1 pseudogene is annotated in these 1353 nt (G+C 62.4%); it reads right to left on the bottom strand.

Features of this window, described 5'->3' with window-relative positions:
* Nucleotides 1–57: 57 nt before the first annotated feature.
* Nucleotides 58–1220: pseudogene (locus H3V09_RS08940) on the bottom strand (IS1249 family transposase).
* Between the last annotated feature and the right edge of the window lie 133 nt (nt 1221–1353).

Below are 1353 nucleotides of genomic sequence, written 5' to 3'. Positions count from 1 at the left end.
CTATAGGAACTAAACGCGTTGTTTTAGGTTCTGTGTGTGGGTTTGGTTGTGTGTTGGTCAGAGTGTGGTGTTGGGGTATCTGACTGGTGTGTGGAACTCGTTCCAGTTGATGGCGGTGCCGTAGTGTTCGGGCTCGTCCTGTTCCTGTCTGGTTTCCCGTTTGGGTGCTGGTTGTGGCTGGTGGTGTTCGTCCCTGATCAGGCTGGCGGGGTCGGGGTTGTCGGTTTTCATGCAGCAGTGCCATTCGCAGGCGCGTCTCATGTGGCTCTCGGGTAGGCCGTGGTGTTGCAGGAGGGTGCGTTTGATGGGTGGGTTGACTCCTCCTTCCAGCCGGTTGGTGGTGCGTTCCACTGGCCCGCCGGCGGTGAGTTCGGGTTCCAGGAAGGCGAAGAGCTGCCTGTCTTGGAAGAGGTGTTCGAGCCTGCGGTAGCAGCGGCGGAGTTCCTGGTGGGTCCACCACCAGGATTGGTGGCTGGCTTTGGGGTTGGCTGGGTCGTCCTTGGCCATGGTGCGTTCGTCGATGAGGGTTTTCCATCTTTCGTGCCAGGCGTTCAAGGCCTCACCCCGACGCACCGCTTCCTCGATGGTATGGACCCGGGTGAGCTGGTCGGAGAGTCGCTTGGGTTCCTTGCCGGCCTGAAGTCGTGGTTTGAGTGTCAGGTCGGTTTTGGTGTTGCGTTGCACGTGCACCAGGCGGCGTTGGATGCGCGTGCCCGGCAGCAGGCATGGCAGGCTTTCTGCACGCCGCGAAGGCCGTCGGTGATGAGCACGTCGGGCCCGGGGATGCGGGAGGACAGGGCCGTGTAGGCCGCCGTGTTCTCCTGATGGCACCACTGCCGGTCGATGACCTGGCCCGTCTGCCCGTCGATCGCTATCAGGAGGCACCAGCCGTGTGCCATATGCGTGCCGTCGGCCATGAGCGTGTGATGGACCACCCCGTCCGGTGTGATTGCCGGCTTGATGTTCCAGCACCAGCCGACCCGTTTACGCCAGGCCCTGGCGCCCATGGCCCCCATCTGTTCCCGGGTCCTGCCCGTCAGCGGCCGGTCCGGGAACTCCCTCAACTGCGCGGCGCGGGCCCGGTCCTGCCTGCGCGCGGTGGACGTGATCGAGCAGGACGGACACATCCAGCGCTGCGTGCCTGATCTGTTGCGCCCATGCTTGCGCATCCGCCCATGGCATATGGGGCAATGCCTGGCCCTCTTCGATCTGGTTCTCATTCCCCGATCGAACAGGAACGGGCACCCCTGCAAGACCCCTATTAACAACCCGACCTATTAACAACCACCCAACACGCTTACAGCCACAAGGCCAAACCCCCAACATAAACAACGCGTTTAGTTCCTATAGCCC

It is taken from the genome of Bifidobacterium sp. M0399 (assembly GCF_016100595.1).
Classification (GTDB): domain Bacteria; phylum Actinomycetota; class Actinomycetes; order Actinomycetales; family Bifidobacteriaceae; genus Bombiscardovia; species Bombiscardovia polysaccharolytica.
This window is presented reverse-complemented; position numbering and strand designations above follow the sequence as displayed.